Origin of the sequence: Pseudomonas sp. VI4.1, from assembly GCF_002029345.1 — a bacterium.
Classification (GTDB): domain Bacteria; phylum Pseudomonadota; class Gammaproteobacteria; order Pseudomonadales; family Pseudomonadaceae; genus Aquipseudomonas.
In genome coordinates this window covers 17,456-30,535 of record NZ_MULM01000140.1, presented here as the reverse complement: position 1 = coordinate 30,535, position 13,080 = coordinate 17,456, and the positions used below count along the sequence as shown (strand labels likewise).

Genomic DNA, 13,080 nt, shown 5'->3' with positions numbered 1-13,080 from the left:
ATGCTGGCGTATATTTTTCGGCGACTGCTGCTGATCATCCCGACCTTGCTCGGCATTTTGCTGATCAACTTCGTGATCATCCAGGCCGCCCCCGGCGGGCCGGTGGAACAGATGATCGCCAAGCTCGAAGGCTTCGAAGGCGCCACCAGCCGCATCGCCGGCGGTGGCGCCGAAGTCTCGGTGGCCGGTTCGGCCTATCGTGGGGCGCAAGGCCTGGACCCGGCGCTGGTCAAGGAAATCGAGCACATGTACGGCTTCGACAAATCGGCGCCGGAACGCTTGTGGATCATGATCAAGAACTACGCCAGCCTGGACTTCGGCGACAGCTTCTTCCGCGACGCCAAGGTCATCGACCTGATCAAGGAAAAGATGCCGGTGTCGATCTCGCTCGGGTTGTGGAGCACGCTGATCATGTACCTGGTGTCGATCCCCCTGGGGATCGCCAAGGCCACGCGCCACGGCAGCCACTTCGACGTCTGGACCAGCTCGTTGATCATCGTCGGCTACGCGATCCCGGCGTTCCTGTTCGCGATCCTGCTGATCGTGCTGTTCGCAGGAGGCAGCTACCTGGACTGGTTCCCGCTGCGCGGGCTGACCTCGAACAATTTCGACGAGTTGAGCATGGGCGGCAAGATACTCGACTACTTCTGGCACCTGGCCTTGCCGGTGACCGCACTGGTGATCGGCAACTTCGCGACCATGACCTTGCTGACCAAAAACAGCTTCCTCGACGAAATCAACAAGCAGTACGTCGTCACCGCCAAGGCCAAGGGCCTGACCAACCACCGCGTGCTCTATGGCCACGTGTTCCGCAACGCCATGTTGCTGGTGATCGCCGGGTTCCCGTCGGCGTTCATCGGCATCTTCTTCACCGGCTCGTTGCTGGTGGAAGTGATCTTCTCCCTCGACGGCCTCGGGCTGATGAGTTTTGAAGCGGCGATCAATCGCGACTACCCGGTGGTCTTCGGCACGCTGTTCATCTTTACCCTGCTGGGTCTGGTAGTGAAGCTGATCGGCGACCTCACCTACACTTTCGTCGATCCGCGCATCGACTTCGAAAGCCGGGAGCATTGAGATGAACCTGTCCCCGCTCAATCGCCGACGTTTCGAACTGTTCAAGGCCAACAAGCGTGGCTGGTGGTCGCTGTGGCTGTTTTTGCTGCTGTTCGGCCTGAGCCTTGGCGCCGAACTGATCGCCAACGACAAACCGCTGGTGGTGCACTACGACAACGGCTGGTACTTCCCGGCGCTCAAACGCTACCCGGAAACCGCCTTCGGCGGCGAATTCCCGCTGGAAGCCAACTACAAGAGCCCGTACATCCGCGAACTGCTCAAGGCCAAGGACGCCTGGGTGCTGTGGGCGCCGATCCCCTACAGCTACCAGAGCATCAACTACGACCTGAAAGTCCCGGCCCCCGCGCCGCCCTCGACCGATAACCTGCTGGGCACCGATGACCAGGGCCGCGACGTGTTGGCCCGGGTGATTTACGGCTTCCGGATTTCGGTGCTGTTTGCCCTGTCCCTGACCATTCTCAGCTCGATCATCGGTGTCATTGCCGGGGCCTTGCAGGGTTTCTATGGCGGTTGGGTCGACCTGGCCGGGCAGCGTTTCCTCGAGATCTGGTCCGGGTTGCCGGTGTTGTACCTGCTGATCATTCTCGCCAGTTTCGTCCAGCCGAACTTCTGGTGGCTGCTGGGGATCATGCTGCTGTTCTCGTGGATGAGCCTGGTGGATGTGGTGCGCGCCGAGTTCCTGCGCGGGCGCAACCTTGAATACGTGCGCGCGGCCCGGGCACTGGGGATGCAGAATGGTGCGATCATGTTCCGCCACATCCTGCCCAACGCCATGGTCTCGACCATGACCTTCATGCCGTTCATCCTGACCGGCGCCATCGGCACCCTGACCGCCCTCGACTTCCTGGGCTTCGGTTTGCCGCCGGGCGCACCGTCGCTGGGTGAACTGGTGGCCCAGGGCAAATCCAACCTGCAGGCGCCGTGGCTGGGCATGAGCGCGTTTGCGGTGTTGGCGTTGATGTTGAGTTTGCTGGTGTTCATCGGCGAGTCCGCTCGCGATGCCTTCGACCCGAGGAAGTGAAATGAATCAGGACAATCTGATCGAAGTGCGCGACCTGGCCGTCGAATTCGTCGTCGGCGAACGTGTGCAGCAGGGTGGTCGAAGGCGTCAGCTTCGACATCAAGCGCGGCGAAACCCTCGCCCTGGTGGGCGAAAGCGGCTCAGGCAAATCGGTGACCGCGCACTCGATCCTGCGCCTGCTGCCCTACCCGCTCGCCCGGCATCCGTCCGGCACCATCGAGTATTCCGGGCAGAACCTGCTCGGCCTGAAAGAAAAAACCATCCGCCACATCCGCGGCAACCGGATCGCGATGATCTTCCAGGAAGCCGATGACCTCGCTCAATCCGTTGCACTCGATCGAGAAGCAGATCAACGAGGTGCTGGGCATCCACAAGGGCCTGATCGGTAAAGTCGCGACCAAGCGCACCCTGGAATTGCTGGAGATGGTCGGCATCCCGGAGCCGGAGAAGCGCCTCAAGGCCCTGCCCCATGAACTGTCCGGCGCCAGCGCCAACGGGTGATGATCGCCATGGCCCTGGCCAATGAACCGGAACTGCTGATTGCCGACGAACCGACCACCGCGCTGGATGTGACGGTGCAACTGAAAATCCTTGAATTGCTCAAGGAACTGCAGGCCCGACTGGGCATGGCGTTGCTGTTGATCAGCCACGATTTGAACCTTGTGCGAAGAATTGCGCATCGCGTATGTGTCATGCAGCGCGGTTGCATCGTCGAACAGGCATCGTGTGAAGAGTTGTTCCGCGCGCCGCAGCATCCGTACACTCGGGAACTGCTGGCAGCGGAGCCCGGCGGGACGCCTGCGAGCAATGTCATCGGCCCGCCTTTGTTGCAAGTCGAGGACCTGAAAGTCTGGTTCCCGATCAAGAAAGGCTTGCTGAAAAAGACCGTGGATCACATCAAGGCGGTGGACGGGATCAATTTCAGCCTGCCTCAAGGCCAGACCTTGGGGATTGTGGGAGAAAGCGGTTCCGGCAAGTCGACACTGGGTTTGGCGATTTTGCGGCTGATCGGCAGCCAAGGCACCATCCGTTTTGAAGGCAAGCAGCTAGACTGCCTGACGCAGCAACAGGTTCGACCGCTGCGTCGGGAGATGCAGGTGGTGTTTCAGGACCCGTTCGGCAGCCTGAGCCCCCGGATGTGCGTGAGCCAGATCGTCGGCGAAGGCCTGCGCATCCACAAGATGGGCACCGAGGCGGAACAGGAGCTGGCGATTATTGCGGCACTCAAGGAGGTAGGCCTGGACCCGGAAACCCGGAACCGCTACCCCCACGAATTTTCTGGTGGGCAGCGGCAGAGAATCGCCATTGCCCGGGCATTAGTGCTAAAACCGGCGTTGATTCTGCTGGACGAGCCGACCTCGGCCCTCGACCGGACAGTGCAACGCCAAGTGGTGGAGCTGCTGCGTTCACTGCAAACCAAGTACAACCTGACGTATCTGTTTATCAGCCATGACCTGGCTGTCGTCAAAGCGCTGAGCCACCAGCTGATGGTGGTCAAGCAGGGCCAAGTGGTCGAACAGGGAGACGCGCAAAGTATTTTTGCCGCCCCCAAACATCCGTATACACAGCAGTTGCTGGAAGCCGCTTTCCTGGCACCAGCCACTGCGCAATAACCTGAAAAGAGAGGAGCAACACATGGGTTTTCTCGCCGGTAAGCGCGTACTGATCGTCGGTGTCGCCAGCAAGCTGTCCATCGCATCCGGCATCGCTGCCGCCATGCATCGCGAGGGCGCTGAGCTTGCCTTCACTTATCAGAACGACAAACTCAAGGGTCGTGTCGAAGAGTTCGCACAGAGCTGGGGTTCGAACCCGGACCTGTGCTTCCCGTGCGACGTGGCCAGCGATGAAGAAATCGCCAAGGTCTTCGTTGAGCTGGGCAAGAAGTGGGACGGCCTGGACTGCATCGTGCACTCCGTCGGCTTCGCCCCGGGCGACCAACTGGACGGCGACTTCACCGAAGCCACCACCCGTGAAGGTTTCCGCATCGCTCACGACATCAGCGCCTACAGCTTCGTGGCCCTGGCCAAGGCCGGTCGCGAAATGATGAAGGGCCGCAATGGCAGCCTGTTGACCCTGTCGTACCTGGGCGCCGAGCGCACCATGCCCAACTACAACGTGATGGGCATGGCCAAGGCTTCCCTGGAAGCTGGCGTGCGTTACCTGGCCGGCTCCCTGGGCCCGGACGGCACCCGCGTCAACTGCGTATCGGCTGGCCCGATCCGTACCCTCGCGGCTTCCGGCATCAAGAACTTCCGCAAGATGCTGGCCGCCAACGAAGCGCAAACCCCGCTGCGTCGCAACGTCACCATCGACGAAGTCGGCAACGCCGGCGCCTTCCTGTGCTCGGACCTGGCGTCCGGCATCAGCGGCGAAATCATGTACGTGGACGGTGGTTTCAACACCACGGCCATGGGTAGCCTCGAAGAGTAATCTTCGGCTCTCCCACTAAAAAACCCGCCTCTTCAGGCGGGTTTTTTATGCCCGAGATTTCAACCCTGACGCAATCCCCTGTAGGAGCTGGCTTGCCAGCGAAAGCGGTGTGTCAGTCACAGAGATGATGAATGTGCTGACGTCTTCGCCAGCAAGCCGGCTCCTACAAGGTTACCTACCTACCTGCCTGCCTGCCTGCCTGCCTGCCTGCCTGCCTGCCTAACGGTGCAACACCTTTTCGGTCTCTGCCAGCAATCCCTCGACATCATGGTGTAGATTGGCGTCGTATTCGATCTGCCCGATACTGAAGCGGATGTCATAACCGCGGTGCACCGTGGCATTGCGCTCGTCGAGCATCTCTTCGAGGCGTGCCTTGATCGGAGCGATGTCCACCCAGCCCGAGCCGGTCAACAACGCGACAAATTCATCGTCACCAAGCCGACCAATCACGTCGTTTTCGCGAAACGCGATGCGCAGTACGTCCGCGAAGGTTTTCAGGGCGTCGTCACCCTCGGCACGGCCATACAGATAATTGATGTGTTTGAAGTCATCGAGATCGAAAAACAGCAGGGTCGCTGGACTGCCCAATTGTTGGCAGGCGTCCAGTCCCAGTTGGGCAAGCGCCCTGAAGCCGTGACGATTGGAGAGTAGCGTCAGCTCATCCATGCTCGACATTTGCAAGCCCATCAGTTCCTGCTCGGCCTTGCGGGCCAGGTCGCGCAACAATTCGCGCTCCTGCAGAGGAGTACGCAGGGGGTCTGCGCAAGCACTGTGTTTGACCGGTTTGCCTGGGATCAGCATTACTCACTCCATTGGCGGGTATGTTCTTTAGAGTCGTCCATACCCGGTTTGACTCCCTGTTAACGGACCACCGGTCAACCGCCCTCGATCGGACAGGGCCCTCCCGCGTCCGCCCATTGCTTGAACCGGCTGACAAAAATGTCGTGCGGCACCGGCACCGGCGCGCGCCCCACACCCGGATTCCAGCCCCAGAGCACCAGTTTGTCCTCACTGACATGCTTGATCAACGCGGCGAAATCACGATCGCCATTGCTCGAGCGGTCCTTGATCATGGCGCACAACTTGTCCGCCGGCAGGCCGATCCAGGCCATTTTGTGCGCCGCCGGGGGCAGGCTCCAGTGCGGGGCTCCGGGCGGCATGCCAGGGCCATAGCTGGCTGGCGGATTGCGTTCGGCATGACAGGTGGTACAGGGCAAACCGGCAGCGCCCTTGCCATCCATGCCCCGCACCACATCCATCGAGTGGGGAAGGCCGGCGTCGAACTGCAACGGTGAATCCCCGGGGATATGGCAGTTCTGGCAGCGCGGGCTCTGGAAGACCTTTTTGCACGGTATCGAATGCCTTCACTGCCTCCTTTTCATCAGCAAGCACGTGCTCCGCGTAAGCGACCAGACCAATCAATACCATCGCGCCCAGCAGCAGGTGTCGTTTCATCTCACACCCCCGCCAGTTGCAGCGGCAGCTCGCGCAGGCGCTGCCCGGTCAGGGCGAACACCGCATTGGCCACCGCCGGCGCCGTGGGCGGTACGCCGGCTTCGCCGATACCGCCGGGTTTCTCGCTACTGGGCACGATATGCACTTCGACCAGCGGCATTTCATTGAGCCGCAGCACCTGATAATCGTGATAATTGGACTGCTCTACCTGTCCGTCCTTGAACGTCAGTTTGCTGTGCAAGGTAAATCCGAGGCCGAACGTAATCGCCGACTCCATTTGCGCGGCGATGCTCATCGGGTTGACCGCAATGCCGCAATCCACCGCGCACACCACCCGATGCACACGGATCGCCAGGTTGTCCTGGGACACTTCGGCGACTTGGGCAACGTAACTGCCGAACGACTCATGCACCGCGACACCCAAGACGTGGCCGTCCGGCAAAGGGGCCTTCCAGCCGGCTTTCTCGACGGCCAGGTTCAGCACGCCCAGATGCCGTGGATGATCCTTGAGCAGGGTTCGTCGATAGTCGACCGGGTCCTTGCCGGCCGCCTCGGCCAGTTCGTCGATCAGCGACTCCATCACGAACGCGGTATGGGTGTGCCCGACCGAACGCAGCCAGAGCACGCTGATCCCGGTTTTCGGCGAATGCAGGTCAACCTGGTGATGGGCCAGCCCCGTGAGGTAAGGACTGTCGGCAACCCCTTCGACAGACGTCTTGTCGATGCCATCCTTGACCATGGTCGCCTCCAACGAGGTGCCGGCCATGATCGACTGCCCGACCATGACATGCTTCCAGGCGATGGGCAGGCCCGCGGCATCCAGGCCGATGCGTGCGTGATGCAGGAACGCCGAGCGGTAATAACCTCCGCGGATATCATCCTCGCGCGACCAGACGGTTTTCACCGGTTCCCCCGCGGCCTTGGCGACTTCCACGGCTTCAGCGACAAAATCCGAGGTGGGATTGGCCCGGCGACCAAAACCGCCGCCCAAAAACTGGGTATGAATCTCCACCTGTTCCGGTTTGAGCCCGGTGATTTTCCCCGCGATCATTTGATCCAGAGTCTGAAACTGGGTGCCGGTCCAGATCTCGCATTTGTTCCGGGTTATTTTGACGGTGCAATTAAGAGGCTCCATTGGCGCGTGGGCCAGGTAGGGCACGCTGTATTCGACATCGACGGTTTTCACCGCCTTGCCCATGGTGCCGTCGGTGTCGCCGGCCTTGCTGGCTGAAAGACCGGGGGTGGTCGCGAGTTTGCGGAAGTTTTCCAGCAATGCCTGACTGTCGAGCCCGGTATTCGGCCCCAGGTCCCAGTCGATCTTCAACGCATCGCGCCCCCAGCTTCGCCGCCCAATAGTGATCGGCAATCACCGCGACGCCCGTGGGCACCTGTAACACCTTATGCACGCCCGGAATCGCCAGCGCTTCGGCGCCTTCGAAGGACTTGACGCTGCCACCGAACACCGGTGAACGGGCGACCATGGCGGTCATCAGGCCATCGAATTGCACGTCGATGCCGAATTTGGCCCGGCCGGTGATTTTCTCCGGGGTGTCCAGGCGCTTGGTGGGCTTGCCGATGAGCGTCCAGTCCTTGGCCTCCTTGAACTTGATCGAAGCCGGATCCGGCATGGGCAGCTTGCCGGCATCATCGGCCAGTTCGCCGTAGGTGGCGCGCCGGTCACCGGCAATCACCACGCCCGCTTCGGTGCGAATCCCGGAAGGCGCAACATTGAAGCGCTTGGCTGGCGGCATCGATCAGCATCAACCGCGCCGTGGCGCCGGCCTGGCGGTAACGATCGAACTCCATCCAGGTCGAGGTGGACCCGCCGGTAATCTGCATCCCGCCAAACGCGGCCAGGCCATAATCGGCGGCCGACGCGGGTGCATGCTCGACGCGGATTTTCGACCAGTCGGCCTCCAGTTCTTCGGCGATCAACATGGTCAGGCCGGTCCAGATGCCCTGGCCCATCTCCGAATGGCCGAGCAGCACGGTGACGCTGTCGTCATTGCCGATCCGCAAAAAGGCGTTGGGGGCGAAGACCTTGCCTTGATTCTCGGCGCCGCTGGCAAAACGATGGGCACCGGGGATGACAAACGCCACCACCAGACCGCCACCCAGCCATGCGCTGCCCTGGAGAAAACCGCGGCGCGATAACGGTTTGATGCTGTTCATTGCTCAGGCTCCCGTCAACATGGCATCAACCGATTTCGGCAGCGCGTTTGACCGCGGCACGGATCCTTGGGTAGGTGCCGCAGCGGCAAATGTTGCCGGAAAGCGCCTGATCGATGTCGCTGTCAGTGGGGTGGGGAATCTTCGCCAGCAAGGCGGCCGCCGACATGATCTGCCCCGACTGGCAGTAACCGCACTGGACCACATCGAGTTCGGCCCAGGCTTGTTGCACCGGGTGCGAGCCGTCGGTGGACAGGCCTTCGATGGTGAGGATTTTCTGCCCGTGGGCCACGGCCGTGGCGGGCGTGACGCAGGAACGCAGCGGCGCACCGTCGACGTGCACGGTGCAGGCACCGCACTGGGCCATGCCGCAACCGAATTTGGTGCCGGTCAGGTGCGCGACATCGCGCAGGACCCAGAGCAGCGGCATGTCCGCCGGAACGTCCAGCGCCTGATCCTTGCCATTGATGTTAAGGGTCAGCATGGCGAATGTCCTCAGACTCACGGTGTTCTGAAGGGGCTCTGTGCATGACGCCATCATGTGGGGGCGAGCCTCGGGTTATCCCTACAGCTAAGCGCAAATTTCCCTGTGGGACAGGTTCATCGACCACCGGTCACTTGATGGCCGTCTTTATGACGACCAGAGGCTGACTTGCTGCATTGCAGCGCGCCTTTGACGGCGAGAGCTAATACACTGCGAAACCGATCCGTCGCGGACGTTGACCATGAAACACACCGTTGCCAAAGACACAGGCAAGGCCCCGCGTTTCTGGCGTGATGACGCCCTGCCCTTCATCGAAGCCCGCTCCATCGTCGATGGGCGCGAGGTCTGCTACACCCGGCACGCCCATGAGCACTTTTCCATAGGGGCGATCACCGTCGGGTGCAGTACCTATCTCCACGAGCAATCGGCATTCCAGGTCAGTGCCGGCACCGTCGTGCTGATGAATCCCGGCGATGTCCATGCCTGCAATCCCATTGATAATCAGCCCTGGTCGTACTTGATGTTATACGTCGATACGCCGTGGCTCACGGATCTGCAGCACCAGCTCGGGTTCAGCCACGACCTCGCGTTTCGGCGGTTTTCCGTCACCCATGACCGCGACGCGCAGCTGTTTACTGGCCTGACGGGCTTGTACGACGTGTTGGTTGACGATCAGCAGGACGTGCTGCGCAAACACAGCACGGCGGTGGAGTTTTTCACCGAGGTACAGCTACGGCTCAACCCGGTCGATCCACCGCTGCGCGAGCCCAATTTCAAACTGGAGCGGGCGGCAGACTACATCCGCGACAACTGCACGCAAATGCTCAAGCTCGAAGACATTTGCGCGGCCGCCCAGCTGTCGCCGTCTTATCTGATCCGTGCATTCAAGCAGCATTACGGCATGACGCCCCATGCGTTTCTGGTCAACCGGCGCATCCAGTTCGCCCGGGATCGACTGCGCAGCGGCAAGCTGATCGCCGATGTCGCGCTGGAAGCGGGGTTTGCCGACCAGGCGCATTTTCAACGGGCGTTCAAACAACACCTGGCGGCGACACCGGGGCAGTATCGCGGCTGAAACCAGCACGATCTCTGTGGCGAGGGAGCAAGCTCCCTCGCCACAGAGATCTGCGTCAATACGCCTGAGGCAACACCAGGTAAATGGCACTCACCGCCAGCAACAACGCCATGCTCCGGTTGAACAAGCGCATACCCGCCGGGTTGTGCAAATAGCCGCGCAAAAAGGTCCCGGCATAAGCCCAGCAGCCGACGGACACATAGCAGATCACCAGGTACACCGCGGCAAACTGCCAGACCAGCCGCGCCTCGCCATCGGCGACAAACGCGCCCATGCCGGCCACGCAAGCCAGCCAGGCTTTCGGGTTGAGCCACTGCATGACAGCGCCGTAGAGCATCGACGGTGCCCGGCCCGGCGCCTTCGCTTCGAGATGGCCCTTGTCGGCGGCGAGCTTGAAGGCCATGTACAACAGGAACGTCACACCGGCCCATTGCACCACCTGCGTCAACGCTGGCCAAAGCAGCAACAGCTCATGCAAGCCCAATCCCATCAGAACCAGCAGCAATACAAAGCCCAGCGTCGCACCGGCCACATGCCGCTGACTGGCCCGGAAGCCGAAACGCGCCCCCGAACTCAACGCCACGATATTCACCGGCCCCGGCGTGATCGACGCTACGAGGGCAAACGCCGCCATGGACATAATCAGACTCATCGCACCTTTCTTCCATTCAGTTGAACCAGGCCCCAAGGTAGAGAGCGGCTCGATGGCTGTATTGAACAAAACACCCCTCACCTGTACCGCGATTGACGCGCACCACTGTACGGGTCGAGCCACGCTGCACCTATGGTAAAAATACCGCTCTCGCTTCAGGAGCCCCGTCATGGACCTCGCCACCCTCTCCCTCTTCCTCCCCGCCTGCTTCGCCCTGAACATGGCGCCAGGCCCGAACAACCTGTTGTCGGTCAGCAATTCGACTCGCTACGGCTACCGCACCGCGTGTGTCGCCCGGCATCGGCCGGCTGCTGGCGTTCGCCGGGATGATCGCCCCTCGCGTCGGCGGGGCTGGCGGTGGTGCTGCAAACCTCGGAGCTGCTGTTCTACGGGATCAAGATCGTCGCGCGCCTATCTGTTCTATCTCGCCTGGCAGTTGTGGCGCGCGATCCCGGGACGCAAGACACTGTTGCGGGAGCGTCGGTGGGCACGCTGAGATTGGCGCGCCAGGAATTTCTGGTGGCGGCCGGCAATCCGAAAGCGATCCTGATCTTCACCGCATTCCTGCCACAGTTCGTTGACCCGGCCCGGGCAATCACCCCGCAATTTGCGCTGTTGGGCGCGTTGTTCCTGATGCTGGAATGGATTGCGATCGGCGCCTACGCCTACATGGGCCTGCACATGCGCCGCTGGTTTGCCCAGCCTCGGGGCAAGCGGCTATTCAACCGTTGCTGTGCGGGGTTGTTGTCGGCGGCGGCTTCGGTGTTGCTGATGGCCCGCCGGACCTGAACTGCCCGGCTCCAATGTGGGAGCGAGCCTGCTCGCGAAGAGGCCATTACATTCAACATCAATGTTGACTGCGACACCGCTTTCGCCGGCAAGACTGTCTCGCTCCCACACTGGATCTATGGAATTCTCTGTCGATTTTCCGGTGGAGGTACCGGTCGGCGCGTCTTATGCTCAGCCCATGAACTTACAAAACACTTTGCTGCCGCCCCACGCCGAGATGGTTCGCGCCATGCTCGAACGAGACACCGCCTACGAGGGGGTGTTCTTTACCGCGGTCAAGACCACCGGCATCTTCTGTCGCCCCGGTTGCACCGCGCGCAAGCCCAAGCCGGAGAACGTCGAGTTCTTTGCCCATGCCGATGAATGCCTGTCGGCCGGCTACCGCGCCTGCCTGCGCTGCAAACCACTGGACGCGGCGGCTATCGCTCCGGACTGGGTGCAAAAGCTGCTCGCGGCGGTGGACGCCGATCCCGACCTGCGCTGGAGCGATGCGCAGTTGCTCGCAGAAGGCATCGAGCCACTGAAACTGCGGCGCTGGTTCAAGCAGCATTTCGGCATGACCTTCCACGCCTGGCTGCGCACCCGCCGCCTCGGCATGGCCTTGGGCGGGATCAAGCAGGGCGACTCCATCGATCACGCGGCGTTCGACTCAGGCTACGAATCACTGAGCGGTTTCCGCGATGCCTTTCAAAAGTCCTTCCACATCACCCCCGGCCGCGCCATCAACAGCGAGCCGCTACTGTTCACTCGCCTGACCACGCCCCTGGGGCCGATGATCGCCATGGCCGAACGCCGGGGGCTGGTGTTGCTGGAGTTTCTCGACCGGCCGGCTCTGACCCGGGAAGTCGAAGAATTGCAGCAGCGCTACGGCTATGCCGTGGCGCCCGGGCACAATAGCCATTTACGCCAGATCGAAGAGGAACTGGCAGCGTATTTCGCCGGCAAACTGACCGGGTTCAACGTGCCGCTGCACCTGCCAGGCAGCGAATTCGCCCGCAAGGTGTGGGCCGAACTGGCGAAGATTCCCTACGGCCAGACCAGCACCTATGGCACCATCGCCGCGCAACTGGGCAAGCCTGGGGCGAGCCGCGCCGTGGGCCTGGCGAACGGGCACAACCGCCTTGCGATTGTCTTGCCCTGCCACCGGGTGATCGGTGCAGACGGCTCGCTGACCGGCTACGGTGGAGGACAACCGCGCAAGGCGTTTCTGCTCAGGCTGGAACAAACCGCGGTGCAGCTTACCGAACACCTTGCGTTCTGATCCACGCCGCTGATGATCATCATCACGAAGGACAACCCGACTTCCATGCCCGATCCGTACCTGCCCGCCACCGAGTTTATGGCATCCATCGACGACGACTGGCGCCGCCACATCGCCGCCATCGGCCCCTGCCTGCATCAGCCCCATGCGGCTCGCGATCCTTATGAATCGCTGGTGCGGGCGATTGCCTACCAGCAACTGCACGCCCGGGCCGGAGACGCGATAGTAGGAAGGTTGCTGGCGTTGTTTCCAGGGGGGGCATTCCCCAGGCCTGAACAGATTGTCGCGACGGACTTCGAGCAGATGCGCAGTTGCGGGTTCTCCGCCAGCAAGATCGCGACCATTCAAGGGATTGCTCAAGCGACCTTGGATGGCGTGGTACCTGATTTCGCCACGGCGCTGGCCATGGATGACGAGGCGTTGATCGAACGCTTGATCACTCTGCGCGGGGTCGGGCGTTGGACGGTGGAAATGTTGCTGATCTATAGCCTGGAACGCCCGGATATTTTGCCGGCCGATGACTTTGGCGTGCGTGAGGGTTATCGGCGGCTCAAGGGGCTGGAGGTGCAGCCGACGCGCAAGCAGATGATTGAGATCGGGCTGGCTTGGAGTCCTTGTCGGACGGTGGCTTCCTGGTATTTGTGGCGGGTGCCCGGCCGGTAGACCGCGT

Annotated in this window: 10 protein-coding genes and 3 pseudogenes; 8 read left to right on the top strand and 5 right to left on the bottom strand. The window is 61.7% G+C overall.

The features are described 5' to 3' along the window. The 4 genes and pseudogenes from BZ163_RS11995 (at position 1) to fabI (ending at position 4,525) form a co-directional block, all read left to right on the top strand. A complete protein-coding gene (locus tag BZ163_RS11995; RefSeq protein ID WP_128871083.1) occupies positions 1-1,074 on the top strand; it encodes a microcin C ABC transporter permease YejB in 1,074 nt (357 codons plus the stop codon). Between the two features lies 1 nt (position 1,075). After that, positions 1,076-2,095, top strand: a complete 1,020-nt coding sequence (locus tag BZ163_RS11990) for an ABC transporter permease (RefSeq protein WP_128871082.1) — start codon at positions 1,076-1,078, stop codon at positions 2,093-2,095. A 1-nt stretch (position 2,096) separates the two neighbouring features. Then, positions 2,097-3,708: pseudogene (locus BZ163_RS11985) on the top strand (ABC transporter ATP-binding protein). A 22-nt stretch (positions 3,709-3,730) separates the two neighbouring features. Continuing rightward, positions 3,731-4,525 carry an enoyl-ACP reductase FabI gene (fabI, locus tag BZ163_RS11980; protein ID WP_008152082.1) on the top strand — a complete coding sequence of 265 codons (795 nt, stop codon included), beginning with the start codon at positions 3,731-3,733 and terminating at the stop codon, positions 4,523-4,525. Positions 4,526-4,744: 219 nt separating this feature from the next. On the opposite strand, the gene BZ163_RS11975 is transcribed toward fabI, so the two are convergent. The 4 genes and pseudogenes from BZ163_RS11975 to BZ163_RS11960 form a co-directional block, all read right to left on the bottom strand. Next, on the bottom strand, positions 4,745-5,326 hold the full coding sequence (locus BZ163_RS11975) for a GGDEF domain-containing protein (protein WP_128871081.1): 582 nt from the start codon (positions 5,324-5,326) through the stop codon (positions 4,745-4,747). A gap of 74 nt (positions 5,327-5,400) precedes the next feature. After that, positions 5,401-5,980: pseudogene (locus tag BZ163_RS11970) on the bottom strand (hypothetical protein). A gap of 1 nt (position 5,981) precedes the next feature. After that, a pseudogene (locus BZ163_RS11965) lies at positions 5,982-8,152 on the bottom strand (molybdopterin cofactor-binding domain-containing protein). A gap of 25 nt (positions 8,153-8,177) precedes the next feature. Continuing rightward, on the bottom strand, positions 8,178-8,633 hold the full coding sequence (locus BZ163_RS11960; protein ID WP_128871080.1) for a (2Fe-2S)-binding protein: 456 nt from the start codon (positions 8,631-8,633) through the stop codon (positions 8,178-8,180). A gap of 241 nt (positions 8,634-8,874) precedes the next feature. On the opposite strand from BZ163_RS11960, the gene BZ163_RS11955 reads away from it, so the two are divergent. Next, positions 8,875-9,708: an AraC family transcriptional regulator gene (locus BZ163_RS11955; RefSeq protein WP_128871079.1), complete on the top strand. Its 834-nt coding sequence runs from the start codon at positions 8,875-8,877 to the stop codon at positions 9,706-9,708. 55 nt (positions 9,709-9,763) lie between these two features. Here the strand turns inward: BZ163_RS11955 and BZ163_RS11950 are convergent, their stop codons facing one another. After that, positions 9,764-10,360: a LysE family translocator gene (locus BZ163_RS11950; protein ID WP_128871078.1), complete on the bottom strand. Its 597-nt coding sequence runs from the start codon at positions 10,358-10,360 to the stop codon at positions 9,764-9,766. Between the two features lie 360 nt (positions 10,361-10,720). Here BZ163_RS11950 and BZ163_RS11945 point away from each other — a divergent pair, with 360 nt between their 5' ends. The 3 genes from BZ163_RS11945 to BZ163_RS11935 all read left to right on the top strand — a co-directional run bounded on the left by BZ163_RS11945 (position 10,721) and on the right by BZ163_RS11935 (position 13,073). Then, entirely contained in the window at positions 10,721-11,149 is a 429-nt protein-coding gene (locus tag BZ163_RS11945) for a LysE family translocator (protein ID WP_168187349.1), read from the top strand. Positions 11,150-11,327: 178 nt separating this feature from the next. Further along, positions 11,328-12,410, top strand: coding sequence for a bifunctional transcriptional activator/DNA repair enzyme AdaA (locus BZ163_RS11940; protein WP_128871077.1), 1,083 nt, complete (start codon positions 11,328-11,330; stop codon positions 12,408-12,410). Between the two features lie 45 nt (positions 12,411-12,455). Beyond that, complete coding sequence (locus tag BZ163_RS11935) at positions 12,456-13,073, top strand: DNA-3-methyladenine glycosylase (RefSeq protein WP_128871100.1); 618 nt, start codon at positions 12,456-12,458, stop codon at positions 13,071-13,073. Positions 13,074-13,080: the final 7 nt, after the last annotated feature.